Origin of the sequence: Qipengyuania oceanensis (assembly GCF_009827535.1) — a bacterium.
In the GTDB taxonomy this organism is placed as follows: Bacteria; Pseudomonadota; Alphaproteobacteria; order Sphingomonadales; family Sphingomonadaceae; genus Qipengyuania_C; species Qipengyuania_C oceanensis.
Genome location: NZ_WTYN01000001.1, coordinates 1,255,868 through 1,279,148, shown reverse-complemented (window position 1 = coordinate 1,279,148; position 23,281 = coordinate 1,255,868). Strand labels below are relative to the sequence as shown.

Here is a 23,281-nt window from a genome sequence, read left to right as displayed (position 1 = left end):
CTGTCAGGTCAGCCCGGTCGGGCTCGCCCGCTCCTGCTCGGCACTTGCACCGTCCCGCACCGATGCGGGCGCGAGCGTTTCCAGCCACGCCACGTAGCGGCCGGTAAGCCACCAGATCGCGACGATGCAAAGCGCGGAAACGACGCCGTCGCTCGCGTAATGCCAGCCCAGATGGATCGACCCGATATAGATGAGCAGGGCATAGGCCCAGGCGATCCCGGTCAGGACCGGCTTGCCGAACCGGGCGACGAACAGCGCGAACAGCACGCTGATCGCAACATGCATCGAGGGCATGGCCGAAATGCCGCTGACCACCGTGGGATCGGCAAGCGTGCCGATGAGCATGTCGCGAATCTGCAGCACCTGCGGCGCGTCGCGTCCGACCGTCGCGATCAGCGGATCGAACGAGCTGTCGCCGTAGAAATGTCCGACCATGATCGGTCCGACCGACGAGAAGGCAGTCGCCATCGCGCCCCCGATGAGCAGCCAGGCGAGCTGGAAGCACAGGGCGAACCGGATGCGCACGGCATCATCGAAGGAGAAGGCGATCAGCAGACCGAGGCCGATCTGGACCGCCTGCCACAGCACGTAGGCACCCGAAATCGCCGGAGTGGCCCAGCCGAGCACGGCATGGGTCAGGTGCCAGGGATCGGTTCCGAACACCCGCCGGTCGAGATCGATGAGGAAGGCGTCGGCATAGAAGGGGTTGTTGAGCGAGATCGACTTCTTGATGCCCGTCCCTGCCTCGAGCGTCAGGGCCAGCGAGATGTAGACCAGCGCGGTGGCAAGGAGCCAGGGCCAGTTCCGGCGCAGATCGTCCATCGTCTGGGCGAACCAGTCCGGCTCGCGCCGGATGATGCGCGACAGGGGGCGGAAGAGCGCGATGAAAAAGCCCAATTGCAGGGCCAGCAGGATCAGCGGGATCGAGCGATTGGTGTCCGGAACGGGCAGCAATTGACCGATCAGCGCCAGCGCGACGATTGTGCCGTATCCGACTGTCAATCCCACGGACTTCATAGATTTACCTGCTCCGGCGTCCATTTGCAGAACTGCGGTTAGCGGGAGAGCCTTTCGATTTGCCTAATTTCCTTTCCGGAAATTAAGCATGTTTATTCGACCTGGGCAGCGAGCGCGCGGCGGCGATCCGCCGGTGACAGTCGGGCGGGCACGTCCGGCGCCGGGCGCGAACCGTTACGGGCGCGGCCGGATCGCACGTCGTGCCGGTGCGCCACGACGAAACTCAGCGCCCACATGGCCGCTATCGGCCCGAGGTAGAAGGGGATCACTCTCACGACGGTCAAGAGCGTTCCGTCGCGATAGGAAACGACCGCCGATGCGATCATCATCGCGAACGCGAGCGTGTAGACCGGCGTCCTTCGCCGTGTAGCCAGCCGCCTGTGAGAACCGGCAAAGATCAGTGCGAAGATCGCCGCCTGGATCGCCACGCCCGGCCAGCCCCACGCCATCCAGCCAACGCCCGCGATCGAATAGGTGAAGCCGTAAGGCCGGCCGTAGTCGGGTAGCTGGTACATCGCGATCGGGGGGCCGAGGGGCTTGTCTCTCCACCAGACGCGGGGGATCGGTTCGGTGAATATCTGGAGATTGTGCAGGAAGTAATCATAGGTCCCGCTGCGCTGCGGGATCGCGTAGACCGCGAATTCGAAATACTCGAGATTGGCGAAATCCATGTGCTCGAACGGCTTGATGTCGCTCGTCTGGTGCGGCTGGTAGGCCTTGTCCGCGATGAACAGCTCGCGCACCGCCTTGCCGCGATCGGCGACGATAGCGTTGAACGCAAGAGCGGCGACCACGATCAAAAGGAAGCTCCTCCATTCGGGCCAGCGCCGCTGCCGATCGAGCAGGTACAGGATGACGATGGCCACAGTCGCGATGACGATCGGTCCGCGCCCGCCGGTCCCGGCGCGCAAGGGAAAAAAGGCGGCGAAGGGCGCGAACGAGTACCAGCGAAAACGCGTCAGCCAGGCAAAGATCGCGACGAGCGGCACCAGTGCGAGCTGCGACGCGCCGAACCAGCCGTTGGCGGTCGTGTTGTAGTTCACGCCGGTATAGCGATCGATGACCATGGTCGTGGAATTGGTCGCCGCCTCGAGCCATTCGGTGATCGATGCATAGATTGCGACCGGGGCGACGATCGCGCTCACGATCAGGAACGGCACCCACAGGTGGTCGCGGTGCAGCGTCCGCTGTGCGGGTCCGGCGGCGACGGGTTCTCGCGCCACGCGCAGGCTGACCAGCGCGAAGACGATCAGCGCCAGATCAGCCGCGAGCAACACGGTAATCTTGTCCGACACCGACGGCTGGAATTGGGTCGACGCGTAGAGCGCGCGGTAATCGTAGAGCCGCGCGAGGATCGGGCGCAGCGTGAAGACGATGCCGTGCATGGCGAGGTAGATCGTCAGCGGATGATAGAACGAGGACGCGCGATGGCGCAGGTATAGCCAGACGACACCTGCAAACAGGACAACGCCCGCCGCCAGCAGGATGTCATAGACGATCATGGCGCGACCCGGCCTCCCATCACGGCAGCAGTATCATGTCTCGGCGCCGGATAGGAAGTGGGTGATGGTTGCGTCTGCCGGTTGCAGGGCTAAAGCCGGCGCGGTGACGGGCGACCAATCAGCAGCCGGGGACGATCGGGCAGCGCTGCCGCTGGTGTTCCTGTGGGAGAACTTCGGACCCTCGCACCGCGATCGCCTGCGCGCTGTCGCCGGAGCGGGCCACGAAGTGACCGCGATCGAGCTGTTCGGTGCCTCGCACGTCTACGACTGGGAGCGCGACGGCGACACGAGGGGTTGGCGGACGGTGACTCTGGCCCGGCAGCGCGGATCGATCGGGCCGATGGCGCTCGCTCGCAGGATCGTTAATGCAGTGCGCGAGAGCGGTGCGCGCCATGCCTTCATGTGCCACTACAACGAGCCGGCAGTGTTCCTCGCCGCGCTCGTCTTACGCGCGCGCGGCATGGCGGTCTTCACCATGCTCGACAGCAAGGAAGACGACCGGAAACGCTCGCGCTCAAGCCGGTGGCTGCGGTTTCTTTCGCTGGCTCCCTATCGTGGCGCGCTGGTCGCCGGCCCGCGCTCACGCGAATACGCGCAATCGCTGGGCATTCCGGCAGATCGCATCGCGGGCGACTACAACGCGCTCGACGTGGCCAGCCTGAAGGCGATGGGCGAGACGGCGCAACCGATCGCTTTCGGGGACCGCGCGTTTCTCGTCGTGGCGCGCCTGGTCGGCAAGAAGAACATCCCTGCGGCCCTGCGCGCCTTTGGCCGCTACGTTCGCGACCACGGCGGCAAACGCAGGCTGGCCATCATCGGCGAGGGACCTGACCGGGCGCGGTTGCAGGAGCTCGCGGCGACCTTGCAGGTCGGCGAGCGGGTCGATTGGCTGGGGGGCAGGCCACGGGCGGAAGTCGCCGTCGCCATGCGGCGCGCCCTAGCCCTCGTCCTGCCGAGCACGGTCGAGCAATATGGGCTGGTCGTTACCGAAGCGCTGGCACAGGGGCTGATGCCGATCGTGACCTCGCGCGCGGGCTCGGTCGACGTGCTGATCGACCATGGCGTGAACGGCCTGATCTTCGAACCCGAGGACGGGCAGGCGCTGCTCGACGCGATGCTTGCGCTCGATACGAACGAGGATCTCTGGCGACGAATGTCGGATGCCGCCCTCACCAGTGCGTGGCGGGGCGACATCCGGCATTTCGTGGCCTCCGTGAACCGGCTGGTCGCCGGCTAGGCCGAGGCTCTCACGTCAGGTCGCCGAACTGCTCCGAAACGCCGATTCTTCCCAGCGGTTTGCATGCGGGTTCCATTCGAACTCGATCCAGTCCTGCCCCTTGTCGAGCACCCGCGTTTGCGGGACCACGAAGCTCGGGTGCGCTCCCTTCACGAAGCGAAGCGCCCCGGGATCCGTGCGCTTGTAGATGCGGATCCGCTAGACCGGGGCGAAACCGGCCGGTGTCTGAACTGGTATCTTGGCTGACATGGTTGGTTCCTGAGCTGTTAGGAACCGAATCGGTTATGCACCCCTGCCCGAATAGGAAAATCAAATCTGTCGATGCGCCCTCAGCGCGACTCGACTGCTTTGCGAAGCAGTCGATGGGTTCGGTCTAGGATTTCCCTCGGATTCAAGCCGACCAAGAAGCCTGCGCGCCATGCTGCCAGGCCGGCAGCGATCAGCACTGCCAGCTCCACCGCGACCGTCGCGAGCGCTGCTCCGGCCGCCCCCATCCGTTCCGCGAGGGGGTACACCGCAAGTGCTCCGCTGCACGCCGCGACTAGGAACCAGAGCGCATAGCGCCCCTGCAGATTGTCCGCGGTCAGGAAGGCGGCGAACGGTCCCCACAGGCAGCCGAGGACCGTGGCGAGGGCCATGATCGTGCACAGTTCCTGGCTCGCCGCGATCACTCCGCCGCTCCACAGGTCGACGATGGCGGGCCCGAACAGCGCCAGCCCCAGCGCGGCAGGCAGCGCGATGACGATGCCGGCGCAAACGTTGAGCGCCGCCAGATCGGCGATCCGCTCCCCGTCGGTTCGCGCTCTGGCCATCGTCATTTCGGGCATGATGGCGAGGTTCGCCACGCCCACCAACTGGACGCCGATCCGCGCCAGGGTCCGCACCGCGGTGAAAGCGGGGACCGCGGCGGACCCGGCCACGATGCCCAGTATCACCACCGCTCCTTGCAGGATCACGCTCTGCGCCAGAATGGTCATGACCAGCGCCAGTGCGGGCCGCAGGAGGGGGCGCAACAGGCCGAAGGCGAGCGGAATCAGTGCCGGGCGAAACCCCGGCGCGAGCTTCGCCACAAGGCTCGCCATGATCGCGAGGCCGATCGCCTGGCCGCAGGCGTAACCGATCGCCGCGCCGAGCAGGCCGCCACCGGCCAGCGCGATGGTCCCGGCAAGCGTGATTTCGAGCAGTGCGGCGAAGGCGGTTGCGTAGGAGCCCTTGGCGAAATGGCCGGTCGCGCGAAGAGCTGCATAGAGCGTGCGGCTCCACAGCGCGAAGACCGCGAAGGAAGCGAGGGCGAGGATCGTCCCTCCGCCCTGTCCGCCGGTCGCCCCGTCTGCGAAGTCCAGCCAAGGCGGATCGATGCCGAAGCCGATGATCGCGACCAAGGACAGCAGTCCGAGCCCCACCCAGAAGGCGAGCGCGGTCAGCTGGCTGAACATCTCCCGCGCCCCGGCGTCCTGCCCCCGGGTTACGGCGGCTGTCATCGCATTGCCGACCGCGCCGATGAAGCCCAGGTCCGACAGCGCGATGGTCGCTGGTACGGTCACGAGGATCAGCCAGACGCCGTAGTCCTCCAGCCCCCATACCGTCGCGAAGACCGGCACGGAAACCAGCGCGACCACGAGCTGGACGAGCAGGGCTGAGGCCTGCGCACTCGCATTGCCGAAGAGGCCGTTGCCCAGCCGGATGAGGAAACGGCCGCTCAATTCCCGCTTCCGGCCGCGAGCAATCGGGAGAGGTGGGCGTCCGCATCGCGCAATACGGCATCGCGGGTCCAGCGCTGGCGGGCGCGCTCGCGCGCCGCCTCACCCAGCCTGCGGGCTAGTCCTGCATTTCCGGCGAGGCTGGAGACCGCTGCCGCGAGTGCTCCTGCATCGCCCGGCGAGACGACGAGACCGCACCCATCGACTTCCTCTGCGACACCCGTTCCCTGCTCCGCGGTCGCCACCACCGGGCGACCGGATGCGAACATGTTGGCCAGCTTCGACGGCAGGACCAGGTCGGCAGCATCGGCGAGTTGCGGCAGCAGATGACAATCGGCCATCCGCATGAGCGGTGCGAAACGCTCGGGGCTTTGCAAGGGTTCGAAGCGGATGTTGGGGGCTCCGCCGGCCAGACCCACCAGCCGCGCAAGGTTGGGGCCCTCGCCGCAGATCAGGAAGGCAATATCCGTTCGCGCTGCCAGCAGGCGCGCTGCATCGACGACGATCTCCAGCCCCTGCTTGTTGCCGATATTGCCGGAATAAAGCGCCACGAACTTGCCATGGAGGCCCATCTCTTTGCGCACCGCCGCGCCGTCCGCGCCATTGATCGCGTCGAGATGATTGGCCCAGTTACGCAATTCGCCGATCCGGTCGGCGGCAACCCCTTTCTCGCCGATCCGCCGTGCCATCTGCCCGCTGATGGTGGTGACGAGGTCTGCCCGGGACAACAGCGCTTGCTCGGCGGCAAGTCCGAGCCGGGCGGACATCGATCCGTGCGGGACGAGACCGGTTGCAAGGGCTGCGTCGACCTCGAGATCCTGCACGTGGACCCATAGTCTTGCACCTGCGATCCTCGCGGCCGGCACGGCAGGCAATGCGCCGATCAGCGACGGCACGATCGCAAGGACTATATCGGGACGGCGCGACACACAGCGCAGCAGCGGTAGCGCGCTCGAAGCGGCGAAGCTGGCGTGATGCAGCATCCGCTTCACGCCTCCCGGCTGGTGGGGGACGTAATGCGGGCAGCGCGTGATCGAGACGCCGTGCTCGACGCTTGTTCGCCACAAGGCGGACGATCCGTCGGCAGGTCGCCACGCCGGGTAATAGGGCCGCCCAGTGACGACTTCCACTGCGTGCCCGGCGGCCGCGAAATGCTGCGCGAGGCCCGCCGTGTAGGGGCCGATGCCGATCGTCTCGGGAGCGTAATTGATTCCGTGGACGAGGATGCGCCCCGCGCGTGCCGAAGTCACCGGACCTTCTCGGCGAGCTTGCGGGCGGCATCGCGGACGAACTTGGCGGGACGACGCCGTGGCCAGCCCATCGCGCTCGCATAGGTTTCGAAATCCAGGCCCAGCTGGCTGGGTTCCGCCCCCGGGTTGGCGGCGATCCTGCCGAACAGCTCTGCAAAACCGGTGCGCTTTTCCGCAGGCAGATGCCAGATCGCAAGATCACGGTCGGCATCGTGCAGATTGTTGTGCCGGAACGTGGTCCACAATCGCCTGACGAATGGATCCGCAGTGCCCATCGCAAAGCCTTCGAGCGCGTAGATCACGGAGAGCAGGTGCGCCTCCTCGCGCGGGGCATCCGGCGCGTTTGCCCGGACTTGCGCCCACAGGCTATCGAACTGCCGCAGCACGCTGGCGCCGGCCGCGCGGTTCAGCGCGAGGATTTCGCCGCCGCAATATTCCAGGTACCGGCCGGCCACCTCTCCGAAGCGACGGGCGAAGCGGGCAAGCTGCTCGCGGGTGACTCCGTTGATCGGCTCGCCCGCCGGATGCTCGTCCGGGCCGAGCGGCAAGGTCAGTGCGCCGTGCCTGTCGATCGCCTCGGCGAGCGGGTCGACGGCGCGCAGCCACAGGCAGTCGCTATCCAGCAGGATCAACCGATCGTCCACCTGCCGCTCCACGAAATCGCGCAGGACGTCGAAGACGTAGAACTGGTTTCCCCATTGGTCCGTGTGCGCCGGATCGAGCCGGTAGCTGATCGGCAAGTGAACCGTCTCCACGCCCCACTGCGCGAACAGGCACGCGAGATCGACGCCATCGATCCTCGGCAGCACCGAATTGGTGTAGAACACGTGGCGGGCACCGGGGTTCGCCACAAGGCTGCTGGCGAAAAACACGGCCGCGCACCGCCAGTATATCGCCTGGGTTTCGGGGGCATCGGAGCGCGCCCCGACTTGCGGAAAGTAGCTCGCTTCCGCCGCAAGGTCGGCGACGAACCAGGTCGCGATCTGCGTGGTCACGGCTCAGCCCATGCCTGTAAGTTTCGAACGCAGGCGGGTGAGCGCCCAGCCGGGGAGTCGCTGCAACAGGCGCTTGCCGGCGATGGCTTCGTAGGAGGCGACCTCCTCGAATTTCTCAGGGTGGACCGCGTCCATCAACGCGATGCTCGGGCACGGGTCGGCGCTCGCGGCATTGCGGCAGGCCGCAGCATCGCTCTCGTCGACATAGACGAAGCAGTTCTGGCGATACCAGTAATGGATTTCCCGATCGTGCCAGTGGCGCGGGCGGACGAGATCGTGGGGTCGGTATCCGTGATCGGCGAACAGGTCGCGCCAGTAGCTCGGCCATTGCTCGTTGATGTGGCCGTGGCCGCCCTGCATCGGGATGGCCGCGCCGAACAGGACGACCGGCGCTGCCTCGACCAGCGATGCGACCAATGTGGCCGCGCCATGCTCGGCGACATGCTCGGCGACCTCGAGGCACACGGCAAGATCGTAGCGCTGCGGCAATGCGACCGGCCGGGCAAGGTCGTGTTCGGCAAACAGCGCGGGATCGACCAGCAGTTGCGATCGGTCGTTCCATGCCCCGTCGATGCAGTGCAGCTTCGCAACGCCGTGGTCTCGCGCCGCGGCAGACCAGTGCGCGTGGCCGCAGCCCACCTCGACCATCGATGCCACGGCGAAACGGTCGAGCAGAGGCGGCAGGATGACGTGCGCGGAAGCGAGTGTCCTGTCGCCGAATTCGCGATGCCATTGCGATGGATACACTTGCGCACGCCCCTTTTTCAGCGACTTGTTCCAGCAGCGCCGCGCGAACACAAGACCGTCTTGCAGGCAGTCAATCCGGACTACCGTTTACAGATATAAATATATCTTTATATCCACCCCGATGCAGATCGAAACAATCGTCAAGGCACTGGCCGATCCGACCCGGCTCCGCGTGATGCGGATGCTCGGCGCGATGGAGCTCGCCGTGGGCGAAATGGCACAGGTCCTCTCGCAAAGCCAGCCGCGCGTGTCGCGGCATGTCGGCATATTGTGCGATGCCGGCCTCGCTGCCCGGCGCCGCGAAGGCAGCTGGGTGTTCCTGCGTTCGCTCGCAAGCGGGGAAGGGGCCGAGCCGCTGGCGCAGGCCGTCGATCGGCTGCTCGCGATCGCGGAGAACGAGGACGAGGCCTTCGCCCGCGATTGCCAGGCCGACCGGCGCAAGCTCGCCGCGATCCGCGATGCAAGAGAAGCGGGGGCGGAGCGGTATTTCGCCGCGCACGCCGAAGAATGGGACGAATTGCGCCGCCGTCACAGCCCGGACGCGCAGGTCGAGAGCGCGCTGGCCGAGGCGCTCGGCGAAGCGCCGCTCGGCCGGCTGCTCGACATCGGGACCGGGAGCGGGCGCATGGCCGAACTGTTCGCCGCCGACGCCGATCACGTGGTCGCACTCGACAAGAGCCTGGACATGCTGCGGGTCGCGCGCGCCAAGCTGCAGCACCTGCCCGCCGAACGGGTCGAACTGGTGCAGGGTGATTTCCTCGCCTTGCCTTTCGATGCGCAGGCATTCGACACCGTGTTGCTGCACCAGGTACTGCATTTCGCGCAGGATCCAGCGAGGGTCCTGGCCGAGGCGGCTAGGGTAACTGCACCCGGCGGCCGGATCGCGATCGTCGATTTCGCTGCGCACGAACTGGAGGAACTGCGCCAGCGCCACGCCCATGCGCGGCTGGGTTTCAGCGATGCGGCGATGCGCGATCTGCTGGCGCGGGCCGGCTATCGCCAGGTTCCCCCCATGGCGCTGGAAGGCGAGGACCTCACGGTCAAGATCTGGCTCGGCGAACGGCGCGGCGGACCGGCGAGCACCGAGGGACGGAGAGCACAAGCATGACCGAGCAGCTGGACCCCGTTCACGAAGCGCGGACCGCGCACGACGAGCCGCTGTTTTCCGGCCTGCCCGGCGACATTGCCGTGTCGTTCGAGTTCTTCCCGCCGAAGACCGACAAGATGGCAGAGACCCTGCGCGAGAGCGTGGCGATGCTCGCCCCGCTGGGCCCGCGCTTCGTCTCGGTCACCTATGGCGCGGGCGGCTCCACGCGCGAGCGCACGCACGACGAGGTCGTGCGGATCAACAACGAAACCGGCATTCCGGCAGCGGCCCATCTCACCTGCGTCGAGGCCACGCGCGAGGAAGTCGATGCGGTTGCCCGGCACTACTGGGAAAGCGGCATACGCCACCTCGTCGCCCTGCGCGGCGATCCGCCCGACGGCAAGGCGGGCTATTCCGCTCATCCCGACGGCTATGCCAACGCGGCGGAACTGGTCGCGGGCCTCAAGGCCATCGCACCGTTCGAGATCTCTGTCGGGGCCTATCCGGAAGTCCATCCCGAGGCTGCCGACGAAGCGGCCGACCTCGACAATCTCAAGCGCAAGATCGATGCCGGTGCGACCCGGGCAATCACCCAGTTCTTCTTCGAACCGGATTGCTTTTTCCGCTTCCGCGACAAGGCCGCTGCTGCCGGGATCGACGCGGAAATCGTGCCGGGCATCATGCCGGTGATGAGTTTTGCCGCCGTCCAGCGCATGTCGGGCCTCTGTGGCACTTCCATCCCGGGCTGGATGGAAGGGCTCTTCGAGGGGCTCGACGATCGGCCGGCTGCACGCCAGCTCGTTTCCGCCACGATTTCAGCCGAATTGTGCCGCAGGCTCTACGCGGGCGGCGAGCGCAATTTCCACTTCTACACACTGAACCGCGCCGAGCTGAGTTACGCGATCTGCCACATGCTCGGCCTGCGCCCGAAAGCCTGACACCATGACCAAACGCGAAGAACTCCTCGCCGCCGCACGCGAAGCGATCCTGATCAAGGACGGGCCCTACGGGACCGAGATCCAGCGGGCGAAGCTGTCGGCCGAGGATTACGCGGGCGAGACCGGCCTTGCCGCCGACCAGAAGGGCAACAACGATCTCGTCAACCTGACGCAGCCGCAGGTCATCCGCGCCATCTGTGACAGCTATCTCGATGCGGGCGCGCGGCTGCTGGCGACCAACACGTTCAACGCCAACCGCATCAGCCAGGCGGATTACGGGGCCGAGGCGCTGGTGCACGAGATCAACTTCTCGGCGGCGCGGATCATCAGGCAGGCCTGCGACGCGCGCACCGCGCAGGACGGCATTTCCCGTTTCGTCGCGGGAGCGATGGGGCCCACCAATAAGACGCTCTCGCTTTCACCCGACGTGGAGGACCCCGGATTCCGCGAGGTGACTTTCGACGAGATCGTCGCCGTCTATCGCGAGCAGGCCGCCGCGCTGATCGAAGGCGGGGCGGACTTCATCCTGATCGAAACCGTGTTCGACACGCTCAATTGCAAGGCGGCGATCATGGCGGTCAGGCAGCTCGAGCGCGAGCTGGGCCGCGAGGTGCCGCTGATGATCTCGTTGACGTTGACCGACCTGTCGGGCCGCAACCTGTCGGGTCACACGGTCGAGGCGTTCTGGTACACGGTCCGCCATGCGAAGCCGGTCGCGATCGGGCTGAATTGCAGCTTCGGCGCGGACCAGCTGCGCCCGCACGTCCAGTTGCTCAGCCAGATTGCCGATACCCTGCTGCTCGCCTATCCCAATGCCGGGCTACCGAACGAGCTCGGCGAATACGACGAGGAGCCGGAGACGACCGCCTCGCTGGTGAGGATCTGGGCCGACAACGGCCGGGTCAACATCCTAGGTGGCTGCTGCGGCTCCACGCCCGACCACATCGCGGCGATGGCGCGCGCGGTCGACGGAGTTACCCCGCGCGTTCCCCCAAAAGCCGACGAGGCGATGCAGCTCGCCGGCCTCGAACCCTTCACGATTGCCGCCTGAACCATGTCCGATCTCACCACTGCCCGCTTCGTCAACATCGGCGAGCGCACCAACGTCACCGGCAGCGCCCGGTTCAAGAAGCTCATCATGGCGGACGATTACGCGACCGCCGTGGAGGTCGCGCGCGACCAGGTGGAAAACGGCGCACAGGTGATCGACGTCAACATGGACGAAGGCCTGCTGGACGCCGTCCACGCGATGACGACCTTCCTCAAGCTGATCTCTGCCGAGCCCGACATCGCCCGGGTGCCGATGATGATCGACAGCTCGAAATGGGAAGTGATCGAGGCCGGGCTGAAGTGCGTCAGCGGCAAGCCGATCGTCAATTCGATCAGCATGAAGGAGGGCGAGGAGCCGTTTCTCGCGCAGGCCCGCAAATGCATGGACTACGGCGCGGCAGTGGTCGTCATGGCGTTCGACGAGACCGGCCAGGCCGACACGAAACAACGCAAGGTCGATATTTGCGCGCGGGCATACGACTTGCTCACCGGCATCGGCTTTCCGCCGCAGGACATCATCTTCGACCCGAACATCTTCGCCGTCGCGACGGGGATCGAGGAGCACGATCGCTACGGCCTCGACTTCATCGAGGCGGTCCGCGAGATCAAGGCGCGCTGCCCGCTCGCCAAGACGTCCGGCGGCCTGTCGAACCTCAGCTTCAGCTTCCGCGGCAACGAGACCGTTCGCCGCGCGATGCATTCGGTCTTCCTGTTCCACGCCATTCCCGCAGGGCTGGACATGGCGATCGTCAACGCCGGCCAGCTCGACGTCTACGATCAGATCGACCCGCAACTGCGCGAAGCCTGCGAGGACGTGATACTGATGCGCCGGCCCGATGCGACCGAGCGCCTGATCGACCTCGCCGAAAGCTACAAGGGCGTCGATCCCAAGGCGGAAAAGGAGGCCGAGGAATGGCGCGGCTGGCCTGTCGAGCGCCGTCTGGAACACGCGCTGGTTAAAGGCATCGATGCCTATGTCGTCGAGGATACCGAGGAAGCGCGCCAGACCAGGGATCGCCCGATCGAGGTGATCGAGGGCCCCTTGATGGACGGCATGAACGTGGTCGGCGACCTGTTCGGCAGCGGCAAGATGTTCCTGCCGCAGGTGGTCAAGTCGGCCCGGGTCATGAAGAAGGCGGTGGCCCACCTCATCCCCTTCATCGAGGCCGAGAAGGAAGCCAGCGGTCTGGCCGATACTTCCAAGGGCAAGATCGTGATGGCGACCGTCAAGGGCGACGTCCACGACATCGGCAAGAACATCGTCGGCGTGGTCCTGCAGTGCAACGGCTACGACGTGATCGACCTGGGTGTCATGGTCCCGTGGTCGACCATCCTGCAGACCGCGAAGGACGAGAAAGCCGACATGATCGGCCTGTCGGGCCTTATCACCCCCTCGCTCGACGAGATGGTCACGGTCGCCGAGGAAATGGAGCGCGCCGGGATGACCATGCCGCTGCTGATCGGCGGCGCGACGACCAGCAAGGTCCACACCGCGCTCCGGATCGACCCCGCCTATCCCGGCCCGGTGATCCACGTGCTCGATGCGAGCCGGGCTGTCGGCGTCGCCAGCCGCCTGCTCTCGGACACGCAGAAGGACGAGTTCGTCGAGAGCACGGCCAGCGAATACGAAAAGGTGCGCGACGCGCGCGCCGGCAAGTCGGCCAGCGTACTCCTCAGCCTCGAGGAGGCGCGTGCCAACCACTACGATCCGTTCTACTCCGACAAGCCTGCTCCGCCACTGAAGCCCGGTGTGCACGTGTTCGAGGACTGGGACCTGGCGGACCTCGCCGAATACATCGACTGGACGCCCTTCTTCCGCGCTTGGGAACTGCACGGCAACTACCCCGCGATCCTGGAGGACGAAGTCGTTGGCGAGACGGCGACGCAGCTGTTCGCCGATGCCAAGGCCATGCTCGACCGGATCATCGGCGAGAAATGGCTGACCGCCCGCGGCGTCGCGGGTTTCTGGCCCTGCGCACGCGACGGCGACGACGTGACGATCCACCTGGCAGAGGAAGAGCGGCATGTCCTGCTCCCCTTCCTGCGCCAGCAGGTGAAGAAGAGCCGCGAGCGAGCCAATATGTGCCTGGCGGATTTCATCGACCCGGCGGGCGACTGGATCGGCGGCTTTGCCGTCGGCATCCACGGCATCGAAGAGCATTCGAAGCGCTTCCTCGAGGACAAGGACGATTACTCCGACATTCTCCTCAAGGCGCTGGCTGACCGCTTTGCCGAGGCCTTTGCCGAACGGCTGCACAAGCATACCCGCACCGACCTGTGGGGCTATGCGCCGAACGAGCAGCTGACCAACGAGGCGCTGATCAAGGAAGACTATCGCGGGATCAGGCCTGCGCCGGGTTATCCGGCGTGCCCCGATCACAGCCTCAAGCCAGTGCTGTTCGACCTGCTCGATGCGGAGGCCAACACTGGCATCACGCTGACCGAGAACTTTGCCATGTATCCGACGGCGGCGGTCAGCGGGTTCTATTTCGGCCACCCTGAATCGCAGTATTTCGGCGTTGCGCGGATCGGGCGCGACCAGCTCGAAGACTACGCGGCGCGGCGCGGCGTCGACATCGCCACGGCCGAGCGTTGGCTGCGCCCGAACCTCGACTGAGCGCGCTGGCGCCGGGCCGGCTGGTCATGGTCGGCGGGTGCGTGATCGCGCTCGCCTATGCCGTGATGGCGGCGCTGATCCCGCTGGACGGCGCCCTGCTGGCGCGGCTGTGGTTCCTCCCGGCCATCGGCGTCGTCGGCGCGATCATCGCCAACACCTCGGGCACCGGGGGCGGGGTGGTCTTCGTGCCGGTGTTCAACGCCTTGCGCGAATGGGGCGCGATGGACCTGTCGCCACTGCAAGTGGTCGGCGTGTCGATGTGCATCCAGAGTTTCGGCATGACCATGGGGGCGCTCCGCTGGACCGATCGCCTGTATCACCAGTCCGCTCCCGCGCCGCTCCACGCACTCGTGCGGCCGCGCGATTTCTTCACCGCGAGTGCTCTCGTCCTCGCGCTGTCCCTGCCTGCTATGCTGGTGACGCAGCGCGCTGCCCAGTTCGACCAGCAGGCGGTGCTGATGGGCTACAAGGCCTTTTCCATCGCCCTCGGGCTGGCGCTCATTACCGCGACCTGGACGGTCAATGCCAAGCGCCCGGAGAAATCCCGGCTGGAGGCCGTCGACCTGGCGGTGCTGGCTGCACTGGCGATCCCCGGCGGTATCCTGACCGCGCTGTTCTCGGTCGGCGTTGGCGAACTCGTCGCGTTGTATCTCTTCATCCGGCATTACCCGGTGCTGCTGTGTACCGGTGCCGCCTGCCTCATTTCCAGCGTCAGCGTGCTCGCCGGGGCAGTCTGGCATATCGAGGCCGGGACGGTGCAGTGGGAAGTCGTGCTGCTCGCTGCGCCGGGCGCGGCACTGGGCGGCTTTCTTGCCCGCCCGATCGCGCTGTGGCTGGGTGCGCGGCGGCTGAAGACGCTCGATGGCAGCTGGATCGTCCTCTCTGCGCTCTATCTCCTGTGGCTTAACGCGCGGTGAGGCGTCCGCGCGATTGACCGGCGCAGACTATTCGCGCAGGGGATTGCCGTCGGCTGCGGGAGCGATTCTGCAGCAGGCGCGCACGGGAGAGCGTGCGGGGCCGGTCCCCGTGCCGCCGAAGGAGCAACCGCCCCGGAATCTCTCAGGCAGAAGGACCGTGCGGGTCATCGACACTCTGGAAAGCGCTTCCCGGCTTTTTAGGCCGGCAGCCACCGAAGGGGAAAGCCCGGCGCGCCACGGCGCGTCAGGCTAAGCTCTCAGGTTTCCCGACAGAGGGGGCAGGCCATCGCATTCGCGGTGCGCGTCCTGTCCGGGGAAACAGATTGAGCGATACCGAAACCGATACCGAGATTGCCGAAGTGCAGCAGCTGCCGCTCGATGCGTGGCATCGGCGCATGGGCGCGCGCATGGTGCCCTTCGCCGGCTACGAGATGCCGATCCAGTATGCCAAGGAAGCGGGTGGCGGGATCGTCGCCGAGCACCAGTGGACGCGCGAACAGGCGGGCTTGTTCGACGTCAGCCACATGGGCCAGCTGATGGTGACGGGCGAGGGCGCGGCCGAGGCGCTCGAAGCGCTGCTGCCCGGCGACATCTCGGCGCTGAAGCCGGGCCGGGTACGCTATTCGCTGCTGCTCGACGAGGACGGCAACATCCTAGACGACCTGATGGTCACCAATGCGACCCAATGGATCGACCCGGTCGAGGACGAGAATGGCAAGGTGATTGAGGAAGGCCGCTGGGGCGAGCCGGCGTATTACCTGGTCGTCAACGGCGCGACCAAGTGGGATGATATCGCCCACCTGCGCGAACATCTCCCGGACGAGGTGACGCTTACACATATGGATGATCAGGCGCTGCTCGCGTTGCAGGGGCCGAACGCCGCGACCGCGCTGGGCCGGGCGATGCGCGGCGTACCCGACCAGATCAATTTCATGCAGTCGATGACCTATGACTTCGGCGAGCTGCCGCTGCGTATCTCGCGCTGCGGCTACACCGGCGAAGACGGCTTCGAGATCTCGGTAGCTGCCGAACAGGTCGAACTGCTCGCCGGGCGGCTGTGCGCGGAGATCGAGGTGCGCCCCGCCGGGCTCGGCGCTCGCGATAGCCTGCGGCTGGAAGCGGGCCTGCCGCTTTACGGCCACGACATCACGACCGAAACGGGCCCGGTCGAAGCGGATCTGAGTTTCGCGATCAGCAAGAAGCGCCGCGAGGCTGGCGGCTTCATGGGCGCCGAGCGCGTGCTGGCGCTTCTCGACAGAGGCACCGAGACGCGCCGGGTCGGGCTGCTGTTCGAAGGCAGGCTGCCCGCCCGCGAAGGCGCGGAAATCTTCGCCGGAGAGGTCCGGGTCGGCACGGTCACGAGCGGCGGCTTTTCGCCCACGCTCGGCGTGCCCGTGGCCATGGGCTACGTCGATGCCGCGCACTGTGCCGAGGGAACCGAACTCGAGGTCGTGGTTCGTAACAAGAGATTGCCCGCGAAGGTCGCCGCGCTGCCCTTCGTCCCCCATCGCTATCACAGAGGGAAATGAGCCGATGCCACGTTATTTCACCGATGAGCATGAATGGATCGAGGTCGATGGCGACAATGCCACCGTCGGCATCACCGATTATGCGCAGGAACAGCTGGGCGACATCGTCTTCGTCGAATTACCCGACGTCGGCGCGATGCTCGACAAGGGCGGCGACGCTGCCGTTGTCGAAAGCGTCAAGGCGGCAAGCGACGTCTATTCGCCGATCTCGGGCGAAGTGATCGAAGCCAATGCCGCGCTCGAGGACGATCCGGAACTGGTCAACACCTCGCCCGAGGAAGAAGGCTGGTTCTTCAAACTGGCCGTCTCCGACAAGTCGGAACTCGACGGGCTGATGGATGCAAAGGCCTACAAGAGCTTCTGCGACGAGCTTTGATACGAAGGAAAATCGCGCGATGCGCTACCTGCCCCTGACCGATGCCGATCGTTCGGCGATGCTCGCCGCAGTCGGCGCGAGCGATATCGACGCGCTGTTCACCGATGTTCCGGCCGAGCATCTGCTCGACGGCCCGGTCGAAGGCCTGCCGATGCATGCCAGCGAAATGGCGGTCGAACGCCACATGGCGCGGCTCGCGCAGAAGAACACGGCGGCAGGCGACGTGCCGTTTTTCCTGGGGGCGGGCGCTTACCGCCACCACATTCCCGCCTCGGTCGATCACCTGATCCAGCGCGGCGAATTCCTGACCGCCTACACGCCCTACCAGCCGGAAATCGCGCAGGGCACGCTGCAGATGCTGTTCGAATTCCAGACCCAGGTCGCGCGCCTCTACGGTTGCGCGGTCGCGAATGCGTCGATGTACGATGGCTCGACCGCCTGCTGGGAAGCGATCGCCATGGCGACCCGCGTCAAACGCCGGACGCGCGCAGTGCTGTCGCCGGGCCTGCACCCGCATTACGTCTCGACTGCGAAGACCATGGCGCGCTTCACCGGCGATGAAATCGTCAGCGGTGCGCCGGACCTTTCGGGCGACTGCGGCGAGGACGCGCTGATCGCGCAGATCGACGAGGCGACCGCCTGCGTCGTGGTGCAATATCCCGACATCCTCGGACGCATTCCCGATCTTGCCCGGGTGGCGGACGCTGCCCACGAGAAGGGCGCGCTGCTGATCGCGGTCAATACCGAGCCGGTCGCGCTCGGCCTGATAGAGAGCCCGGGAGCACTCGGCGCGGACATCGTCGTCGGAGAAGGCCAGTCGATCGGCGTCGGCCTCAACTTCGGCGGTCCCTATCTTGGGCTGTTCGCAGTCCGCGATACCAAGCTGGTGCGCCAGATGCCCGGGCGGCTGTGCGGCGAGACGGTCGATGCCGAAGGCAAGCGCGGTTTCGTTCTGACGCTGTCCACCCGTGAGCAGCACATCCGGCGCGAGAAAGCGACGAGCAACATCTGCACCAACAGCGGGCTGTGTGCGCTGGCCTTCTCGATCCACATGAGCCTGCTCGGCGGCGAGGGATTGGGCAAACTCGCGCGGATAAACCACTCGCTGGCGCGCGACGCGGCGGCCAAGCTGGCTGCGCTCGAAGGTGTCGAGCTGGTAAATACCGGCGGCTTCTTCAACGAGTTCACCCTGCGGCTGGCGGGCAAGGATGCGCGCGACATCGCGCTGGCGCTGGCGAAGCGGGACATTCTCGCGGGCGTGTCGCTCGGGCGGCTCTATCCGGATGTCCAGGCCCTGTCGGACGGCCTGGTGGTCGCGGTGACCGAAACCTGCACGGCCGAGGACATCGATGCCCTTGCCGACGCTCTTGCGGAGGAACTGCGATGAATGCCCCCAACCAGAGCGGCTGGAAGCCCGAGATGGGCGAGGCTGGCACTAGCGGCTCCGGCCCGGCGACCGCGAGCGGCAACCGTGCCTTGCAGCTGGAAGAACCGCTGATCTTCGAGCTCGGAACCCGCGCCAATTGCGGTGTCGATTTCGGGCAGGAGCCGGGCGAGGTCGCGCCCGAACTGGGCAAGCACCTGCGCAAGGAACCGCTGACCCTGCCCGGCCTGACCGAGCCGGAAACGGTGCGCCACTACACGCGGCTCAGCCGCCAGAATTATGCGATCGACCTGGGACCGTTCCCCCTCGGCAGCTGCACGATGAAGCACAATCCGCGCCTCAACGAAAAGGTCGCGCGGATGCCCGGTTTCGCCGACATCCACCCGCTCCAGCCGATGGACACGGTGCAGGGTGCCTTCGAGGTCATCGAGCAATTGTCGGAATGGCTGTGCAAGCTGACCGGCATGAGCGCGGTCGCGATGACGCCCAAGGCAGGTGCGCATGGCGAGCTGTGCGGTATCCTCGCGATCCGCGCGGCGCTCGAAGCGCGCGGGGATGCACGCGAGGTGATCCTGTGCCCCGAAAGCGCGCACGGGACCAATCCCGCCACCGCCGCTTTCGCCGGATACCGGGTGGAGGATATTCCCGCGACGAAGGAAGGTCGCGTCGATCTCGAAGCGCTCAAGGCAAGGCTTGGTCCGGATGTCGCCGGCGTGATGATCACCAATCCCAACACCTGCGGCCTGTTCGAGCGCGACATGAAAGCGATCAGCGAGGCGGTCCATGCCGCCGGTGGCCTCGTCTATTGCGACGGCGCGAACTTCAACGCGATCGTCGGCAAGGTGCGCCCCGGGGACCTCGGCGTCGACGCGATGCACATCAACCTGCACAAGACTTTCTCCACCCCGCACGGTGGTGGTGGACCGGGCTCGGGGCCGGTGGTGCTGTCCGAAGCGCTTGCACCTTTTGCGCCCACTCCCTTCGTCCGCCGCGACGAGAGGGGCCGGATGCGTCTGGTCGAGGAACGTGCGGCCAAGGACCTGCTGCCCGACAGTTTCGGGCGCATGACCGCCTTCCACGGGCAGATGGGCATGTTTACCCGGGCGCTGACCTACATGCTCAGCCACGGGGCCGACGGACTGCGCCAGGTCGCCGAGGACAGCGTGCTCAACGCAAATTACATTCTGCGCAGTCTTGAGGACGTGCTCGATGCGCCTTACGGCGCCAGCGGTCCCTGCATGCACGAGGCGCTGTTCAGCGACCGCGGGCTTGCCGAGGGCTTCTCGACGCTCGACATCGCCAAGGGGCTGATCGACGAGGGGTATCACCCGATGACGGTCTATTTTCCGCTGGTGGTGCATGGCGCAATGCTGGTCGAACCGACCGAGACGGAAAGCAAGCAGGGTCTCGACCGATTGATCGCGAGCCTGCGCGCCGTGGCGGAGCGGGCGAAGGCGGGCGACGAGAGCCTGAAGTCCGCGCCGCATTACGCGCCGCGCCGCAGGCTCGACGAAACGCTCGCTGCAAGAAAGCCCGTGCTGACCTGGGAAGAACCGGAAACGCCGGCTGGCATTCCGGTCGCGAGCGAGATCGGCGGGAGCTAGGCCGCCCGGTCCTCGTCGAGGATCGGCGGCGGTTCGCCCTCCGGCGGCTCCACGACGATGCGGATCTGCTGCATCGAGAGGATCGCGGCCCAGAAGCCCATCACGGCCAGCGCGCTCGACCCCATGACGGTGAATGCCGCGCCCTTCAGGCCCATCCAGCCCATCGCGGTGCCGAGGAGGGCAAAGGCGAGCGCGGTCGGGATGGCGCGCACGATGAAGGCGGTGCCCGCCCGTCCGGCGGATACCAACAGTGATTCCAGGCTTGCTCCGACCAGTTCGATCGCGCCGGCGATCGCGAGGATGATCATCGGCCAATAGGCGCTGCGGAATTCCGGCCCGGCGACCAGAGCGATGGCGGGCCTGCCGAAGAAGATGGCGGCAAGTACCGCGAGTGCGCCGCCGATCAGCGCGATGTTCGCCATCCGCCTGGCGATCGCCTGTGCGCCTTCCTGTGCATGGACCAGCTCGGGATAGATCGCCTTGGAGATCGTCTGCGCGAGGCTGACCAACGCCTGCCCCAGCTGGCTCGCGACGCGGAACGCGCCCGCCAGGGCCTCGCCCCCGATCGCGCCGACCAGCAGGATCATCACCTGCTTGCTGCCGACCGACAGGCTGCCTGTCATGTTGGTCGCCCACACGAACCGCCAGGCGCCCGGATGATCGCGCGGGATCCGGCGGAAGCTGATCTGCGACAAGTCGATCCGCTCGTGCTGGGCGGCGACCGCCCACATGGCGGCCGCGACCGCCATTTCCGCCACCGCCCAGGTGATGATGAAGCCGAGGACGGTGGGCATGTAGAGGGCGGCCAGGACGGCTCCGATCGCGCGCACGATCGGCAGTACCGCCTCGGCAAAGGTCGCGCGCCCGTACTGGAAGCGCAGCCGCAAAAGCCCGGTTGGCGTCGTCCTGATCGAGATCAGCATGACCAGACAATAGAAGAACGCCATCCACAGCAGGTCCTTGGGCAAGGGCAGCCAGAATTGCGCCGACCACACGAGACCTGCGGCAAGGATCGAACCGAGGGCAACGGACAGGAGATCGAGCGCGATGGCAAACCCCGTCGCCTCGCCCGGACCGTCGGGCCCCGCACCCCAGCGCACCACGAATTGCCAGGTCTGGAAATTGGCCAGGCCGGTAACCGTCTGTCCCAGCGCGACGATCAGGGCGAAATGGCCGAAGCCTTCGAGCCCGAGGGTCCTGGTTGCGAGCGCGAGATAGACGAGGCTGAGCGCAGCATTGACGCCGCGCCCGCCCAGCAACCAGCCGATGTTGCGGAACAGGCGGTTCATATGGCGACCTCGGCCCCGATCCCGGCAGGCATATTCACGGGGCCAAGCCCTAGACCTATCGCCACTTTTCGCAAGGCTTGCGAGCAGGCCCGTGATCCGGCAGCGATGCCTCATGCGGATTATCTTCAGCAGGAAGGGCTTCGACAGCGCCGCTGGCGGCGGACCATCGCCGATCGTGGGGGGACGTCCGGTCAGCCTGCCCATCCCCGCAGGTGCCGCTTCGCGGACGAGCTACGGCGCGCTGGGGCTTGGCCATCATGCCGCCCGGGCGAGCCGCGGCCGGCTCGGCGCGGACGACCTGTGTCACCACGATCCCATGTTCCTGGACGATGGGACATGCCTGTTCGGCCAGTGCGGCGCGGCGCAGACGCACCTCGCCAACCAAGGTGTCGGCGAGGGCGACGTGTTCCTGTTCTTCGGCCTCTATGCCGACGAAGCGACCGGCGAACCGCATCACCGCATTTTCGGCTTTCTCGAGATCGCAGAGACGGTCGCGCTGGCCGGCGGTGCTCCCGCCGACATCGTGGCGCTGAACCACCCGCACGCATTGGCGATGCATCATTCGAACGACGTCATCTATCGGGGGCCGGGCGAGCAGGCGCGCACGGCCTCTGTCGCGCTGCGCCTGACGGTGGATGGCGGCCCGCCGAGCCTGTGGCATCGGCCCGACTGGTTGAAGCGCGGCGGGCTGAGCTATCACGACCGGGCCGACCGCTGGTTGCGCGGTGGTCGTGTGAGGAGCGTTGCGCGCGGGCAGGAATTCGTCGCCGATGTCGGCCGCAGGCACGCGCCGCGCGAATGGCTCGCGCGCGTGCTCGACGCGATCAGAGCGTCGTGATGATCGACGAAAAATCCTTGTGCCCGTGTTCCTTCGCGAGTTCCTCGTAGATCTCGCGGGCGTGCTCACCCAGCGCGATGCTCGCGCCCGCGGTTTCCGCGGCTTCGGAGGCGAGCCGCAAGTCCTTGAGCATCAGCGCAGTCGCGAAGCCGCCCTGGTAGCCGTTGTCCGCAGGGCTCTCGACGCCCACGCCCGGCATCGGCGTATAGGCGTTGAGTGACCAGCAGTAGCCCGAGCTCTGCGAGGAAATCTCGTAGAACTTCTGCGGGTCGAGGCCGAGTTTCTCGGCCATCTTCATCGCTTCCGCCGTGCCGATCATGGAGATGGCGAGCAGCATGTTGTTGCAGATCTTGGCAGTCTGGCCGGCGCCTGAATCGCCGGCGTGGATCACGGCCTTGCCCATCGCCTGCAGGATCGGCTCGGCGCGTTTGAACGCCTCCTCCGTACCCCCCACCATGAAGGTGAGCGTGCCGCCGTTGGCCGCGGCGATCCCGCCCGAAACCGGCGCATCGACCATCGCATAGCCTTCGTCCGCCGCCCGGTTGGCGACATCCTTCGCCGTAGCGACGTCGATGGTCGAGCAGTCGAGCAGAATTGCATCGTTCGGCGCCTGCCCGATGATGTCGGAGGTATAGAGATCGCGCACGATCGCGCCGTTGGGAAGCATCGAGACGACCGCCTCGCAATCTTCGGCGGCGTCGCGCGCCGATGAAAAGGTGGTGCAGCCGTTGGCTTCGGCGGTCTTGAGCGCCTCCTGCGACAAGTCGAAGGCGCGGACCTCGTGGCCCGCCTTTGCGAGATTGGCGGCCATGCCGCCGCCCATGTTGCCGAGGCCGATGAATGCGATTTTCATGGATTGGGATCCCTGCTGTAATCCGCGCCGAGCAGAATCGCGGCAAGATCGCCGTCATGCTTGCGCGTGAGGTAGATGAGATAGGGGAGGAGGAAGCCCGCCCCGCCGAAGAATGCGACGATGGCGAGCAGCCAGCCGGTGCCGGTGAAGCGGTTGCGCCATGCGGTCCAGCTGGCGGACAAGACCAGCATCAGCATGAAATCGAGGTTGAACTGGCCCGGCCAGCCGAGGGCGGCCATGTCGCCAAAGAAGTATGGGAAGACATTGAACCCGTATTCGCCGATCACCATCGCCGTGTAGCCGACGAGTACCAGCCAGAGCAGGCCGAGGAGCAGTGAATACGTTTTCATC

Annotated in this window: 21 protein-coding genes and 1 riboswitch; of the genes, 11 read left to right on the top strand and 10 right to left on the bottom strand. The window is 66.3% G+C overall.

Going from position 1 to position 23,281, the window contains the following annotated elements:
• Window positions 1-3 precede the first annotated feature (3 nt).
• A complete protein-coding gene (locus tag GRI48_RS06175; protein ID WP_160672910.1) occupies window positions 4-1,008 on the bottom strand; it encodes a phosphatase PAP2 family protein in 1,005 nt (334 codons plus the stop codon).
• Window positions 1,009-1,109: 101 nt separating this feature from the next.
• On the bottom strand, window positions 1,110-2,519 hold the full coding sequence (locus GRI48_RS06170) for an O-antigen polymerase (RefSeq protein ID WP_160672907.1): 1,410 nt from the start codon (window positions 2,517-2,519) through the stop codon (window positions 1,110-1,112).
• A gap of 103 nt (window positions 2,520-2,622) precedes the next feature.
• Between GRI48_RS06170 and GRI48_RS14490 the strand changes: the two genes are divergently transcribed.
• On the top strand, window positions 2,623-3,756 hold the full coding sequence (locus GRI48_RS14490) for a glycosyltransferase (protein WP_160672904.1): 1,134 nt from the start codon (window positions 2,623-2,625) through the stop codon (window positions 3,754-3,756).
• 15 nt (window positions 3,757-3,771) lie between these two features.
• Here GRI48_RS14490 and GRI48_RS06160 read toward each other — a convergent pair whose 3' ends face one another.
• From GRI48_RS06160 to GRI48_RS06140, 5 genes are all read right to left on the bottom strand, one after another.
• Window positions 3,772-3,909 carry a hypothetical protein gene (locus tag GRI48_RS06160; RefSeq protein WP_160672901.1) on the bottom strand — a complete coding sequence of 46 codons (138 nt, stop codon included), beginning with the start codon at window positions 3,907-3,909 and terminating at the stop codon, window positions 3,772-3,774.
• Window positions 3,910-4,085: 176 nt separating this feature from the next.
• Complete coding sequence (locus tag GRI48_RS06155; protein ID WP_160672898.1) at window positions 4,086-5,459, bottom strand: lipopolysaccharide biosynthesis protein; 1,374 nt, start codon at window positions 5,457-5,459, stop codon at window positions 4,086-4,088.
• Window positions 5,456-6,706 (bottom strand): WcaI family glycosyltransferase, encoded by a 1,251-nt coding sequence (locus tag GRI48_RS06150; protein ID WP_337190776.1) that lies wholly within the window; start codon window positions 6,704-6,706, stop codon window positions 5,456-5,458. The genes GRI48_RS06155 and GRI48_RS06150 overlap by 4 nt, the downstream gene beginning before the upstream one ends.
• Complete coding sequence (locus GRI48_RS06145) at window positions 6,703-7,701, bottom strand: hypothetical protein (RefSeq protein ID WP_160672895.1); 999 nt, start codon at window positions 7,699-7,701, stop codon at window positions 6,703-6,705. Before GRI48_RS06145 ends, GRI48_RS06150 begins: the two co-directional genes overlap by 4 nt.
• A 3-nt stretch (window positions 7,702-7,704) precedes the next feature.
• On the bottom strand, window positions 7,705-8,448 hold the full coding sequence (locus GRI48_RS06140) for a methyltransferase domain-containing protein (protein ID WP_160672892.1): 744 nt from the start codon (window positions 8,446-8,448) through the stop codon (window positions 7,705-7,707).
• Between the two features lie 121 nt (window positions 8,449-8,569).
• On the opposite strand from GRI48_RS06140, the gene GRI48_RS06135 reads away from it, so the two are divergent.
• The 9 genes from GRI48_RS06135 to gcvPB all read left to right on the top strand — a co-directional run bounded on the left by GRI48_RS06135 (window position 8,570) and on the right by gcvPB (window position 19,950).
• The gene (locus tag GRI48_RS06135) at window positions 8,570-9,556 is read left to right on the top strand and encodes an ArsR/SmtB family transcription factor (RefSeq protein WP_160672889.1); all 987 of its coding nucleotides are present in this window, start codon (window positions 8,570-8,572) and stop codon (window positions 9,554-9,556) included.
• Window positions 9,553-10,473, top strand: a complete 921-nt coding sequence (gene metF, locus GRI48_RS06130) for a methylenetetrahydrofolate reductase [NAD(P)H] (protein WP_160672886.1) — start codon at window positions 9,553-9,555, stop codon at window positions 10,471-10,473. Before GRI48_RS06135 ends, metF begins: the two co-directional genes overlap by 4 nt.
• Before the next feature lie 4 nt (window positions 10,474-10,477).
• Window positions 10,478-11,524, top strand: a complete 1,047-nt coding sequence (locus GRI48_RS06125) for a homocysteine S-methyltransferase family protein (RefSeq protein ID WP_160672883.1) — start codon at window positions 10,478-10,480, stop codon at window positions 11,522-11,524.
• A 3-nt stretch (window positions 11,525-11,527) separates the two neighbouring features.
• The gene (metH, locus tag GRI48_RS06120; protein WP_160672880.1) at window positions 11,528-14,140 is read left to right on the top strand and encodes a methionine synthase; all 2,613 of its coding nucleotides are present in this window, start codon (window positions 11,528-11,530) and stop codon (window positions 14,138-14,140) included.
• Window positions 14,116-15,057 carry a sulfite exporter TauE/SafE family protein gene (locus GRI48_RS06115; RefSeq protein WP_160672877.1) on the top strand — a complete coding sequence of 314 codons (942 nt, stop codon included), beginning with the start codon at window positions 14,116-14,118 and terminating at the stop codon, window positions 15,055-15,057. Before metH ends, GRI48_RS06115 begins: the two co-directional genes overlap by 25 nt.
• A gap of 73 nt (window positions 15,058-15,130) precedes the next feature.
• Window positions 15,131-15,225, top strand: a riboswitch (glycine riboswitch).
• Window positions 15,226-15,380: 155 nt separating this feature from the next.
• Window positions 15,381-16,586, top strand: coding sequence for a glycine cleavage system aminomethyltransferase GcvT (gcvT, locus tag GRI48_RS06110; RefSeq protein ID WP_160672874.1), 1,206 nt, complete (start codon window positions 15,381-15,383; stop codon window positions 16,584-16,586).
• Window positions 16,587-16,590: 4 nt separating this feature from the next.
• Window positions 16,591-16,962 carry a glycine cleavage system protein GcvH gene (gene gcvH / locus GRI48_RS06105; protein WP_160672871.1) on the top strand — a complete coding sequence of 124 codons (372 nt, stop codon included), beginning with the start codon at window positions 16,591-16,593 and terminating at the stop codon, window positions 16,960-16,962.
• 19 nt (window positions 16,963-16,981) lie between these two features.
• Window positions 16,982-18,349 (top strand): aminomethyl-transferring glycine dehydrogenase subunit GcvPA, encoded by a 1,368-nt coding sequence (gene gcvPA, locus GRI48_RS06100; protein WP_160672868.1) that lies wholly within the window; start codon window positions 16,982-16,984, stop codon window positions 18,347-18,349.
• On the top strand, window positions 18,346-19,950 hold the full coding sequence (gcvPB, locus tag GRI48_RS06095; RefSeq protein WP_160672865.1) for an aminomethyl-transferring glycine dehydrogenase subunit GcvPB: 1,605 nt from the start codon (window positions 18,346-18,348) through the stop codon (window positions 19,948-19,950). The genes gcvPA and gcvPB overlap by 4 nt, the downstream gene beginning before the upstream one ends.
• Here the strand turns inward: gcvPB and GRI48_RS06090 are convergent.
• Window positions 19,947-21,239 (bottom strand): lipopolysaccharide biosynthesis protein, encoded by a 1,293-nt coding sequence (locus GRI48_RS06090; protein ID WP_160672862.1) that lies wholly within the window; start codon window positions 21,237-21,239, stop codon window positions 19,947-19,949. The two genes, gcvPB and GRI48_RS06090, sit on opposite strands and share 4 nt — an antisense overlap.
• Window positions 21,240-21,351: 112 nt before the next feature.
• On the opposite strand from GRI48_RS06090, the gene GRI48_RS06085 reads away from it, so the two are divergent.
• Window positions 21,352-22,077 (top strand): Nmad3 family putative nucleotide modification protein, encoded by a 726-nt coding sequence (locus tag GRI48_RS06085; protein WP_160672859.1) that lies wholly within the window; start codon window positions 21,352-21,354, stop codon window positions 22,075-22,077.
• Here the strand turns inward: GRI48_RS06085 and mmsB are convergent.
• A complete protein-coding gene (gene mmsB / locus GRI48_RS06080; protein WP_160672856.1) occupies window positions 22,064-22,930 on the bottom strand; it encodes a 3-hydroxyisobutyrate dehydrogenase in 867 nt (288 codons plus the stop codon). The two genes, GRI48_RS06085 and mmsB, sit on opposite strands and share 14 nt — an antisense overlap.
• The gene (locus tag GRI48_RS06075; RefSeq protein ID WP_160672853.1) at window positions 22,927-23,280 is read right to left on the bottom strand and encodes a hypothetical protein; all 354 of its coding nucleotides are present in this window, start codon (window positions 23,278-23,280) and stop codon (window positions 22,927-22,929) included. The genes mmsB and GRI48_RS06075 overlap by 4 nt, the downstream gene beginning before the upstream one ends.
• Window position 23,281 lies beyond the last annotated feature (1 nt).

Excerpts from the sequence above, each read along its gene's own strand:
- GRI48_RS06135 (WP_160672889.1), top strand. The coding sequence starts at position 8,570 with ATGCAGATCGAAACAATCGTCAAGGCACTGGCCGATCCGACCCGGCTC.
- gcvPB (WP_160672865.1), top strand. The coding sequence starts at position 18,346 with ATGAATGCCCCCAACCAGAGCGGCTGGAAGCCCGAGATGGGCGAGGCT.
- GRI48_RS06085 (WP_160672859.1), top strand. The coding sequence starts at position 21,352 with ATGCGGATTATCTTCAGCAGGAAGGGCTTCGACAGCGCCGCTGGCGGC.
- gcvPA (WP_160672868.1), top strand. The coding sequence starts at position 16,982 with ATGCGCTACCTGCCCCTGACCGATGCCGATCGTTCGGCGATGCTCGCC.
- GRI48_RS06125 (WP_160672883.1), top strand. The coding sequence starts at position 10,478 with ATGACCAAACGCGAAGAACTCCTCGCCGCCGCACGCGAAGCGATCCTG.
- GRI48_RS06170 (WP_160672907.1), bottom strand. The coding sequence starts at position 2,519 with ATGATCGTCTATGACATCCTGCTGGCGGCGGGCGTTGTCCTGTTTGCA.
- GRI48_RS06090 (WP_160672862.1), bottom strand. The coding sequence starts at position 21,239 with ATGAACCGCCTGTTCCGCAACATCGGCTGGTTGCTGGGCGGGCGCGGC.
- metF (WP_160672886.1), top strand. The coding sequence starts at position 9,553 with ATGACCGAGCAGCTGGACCCCGTTCACGAAGCGCGGACCGCGCACGAC.
- metH (WP_160672880.1), top strand. The coding sequence starts at position 11,528 with ATGTCCGATCTCACCACTGCCCGCTTCGTCAACATCGGCGAGCGCACC.
- gcvH (WP_160672871.1), top strand. The coding sequence starts at position 16,591 with ATGCCACGTTATTTCACCGATGAGCATGAATGGATCGAGGTCGATGGC.
- GRI48_RS06075 (WP_160672853.1), bottom strand. The coding sequence starts at position 23,280 with ATGAAAACGTATTCACTGCTCCTCGGCCTGCTCTGGCTGGTACTCGTC.
- mmsB (WP_160672856.1), bottom strand. The coding sequence starts at position 22,930 with ATGAAAATCGCATTCATCGGCCTCGGCAACATGGGCGGCGGCATGGCC.